This window comes from Pseudoalteromonas sp. P1-25 (assembly GCF_001401805.1).
Lineage (GTDB): Bacteria > Pseudomonadota > Gammaproteobacteria > Enterobacterales > Alteromonadaceae > Pseudoalteromonas.
In genome coordinates this window covers 1-293 of the sequence record NZ_LKDW01000119.1, presented here as the reverse complement: position 1 = coordinate 293, position 293 = coordinate 1, and the positions used below count along the sequence as shown (strand labels likewise).

At 41.6% G+C, this 293-nt stretch carries 2 tRNA genes; both read left to right on the top strand.

Going from position 1 to position 293, the window contains the following annotated elements:
- The first annotated feature begins 6 nt into the window (after positions 1–6).
- Positions 7–82, top strand: a tRNA-Thr gene (locus AN393_RS19810).
- Positions 83–206: 124 nt separating this feature from the next.
- Positions 207–282 (top strand) — tRNA-Phe (locus tag AN393_RS19805).
- Positions 283–293 lie beyond the last annotated feature (11 nt).

Sequence of the window (293 nt, the reverse complement as noted above, 5' to 3'; positions counted from 1 at the left end):
TAGTGTGCCGACTTAGCTCAGCTGGTAGAGCAACTGACTTGTAATCAGTAGGTCAACCGTTCGACTCGGTTAGTCGGCACCATTTATTTTAGTAATTTGAAAAGGAAACTGTAATCAGTAGTCTGTTCAAGTTACCCGTCGACTTGGTTAGTCGGCACCATTTATTTAAATTAAATGTTTTAAATGTTTAATTGCACAGTTTATGTGCCTCGATAGCTCAGTTGGTAGAGCAGAGGATTGAAAATCCTCGTGTCCCTGGTTCGATTCCGGGTCGAGGCACCATTTACTTTAAG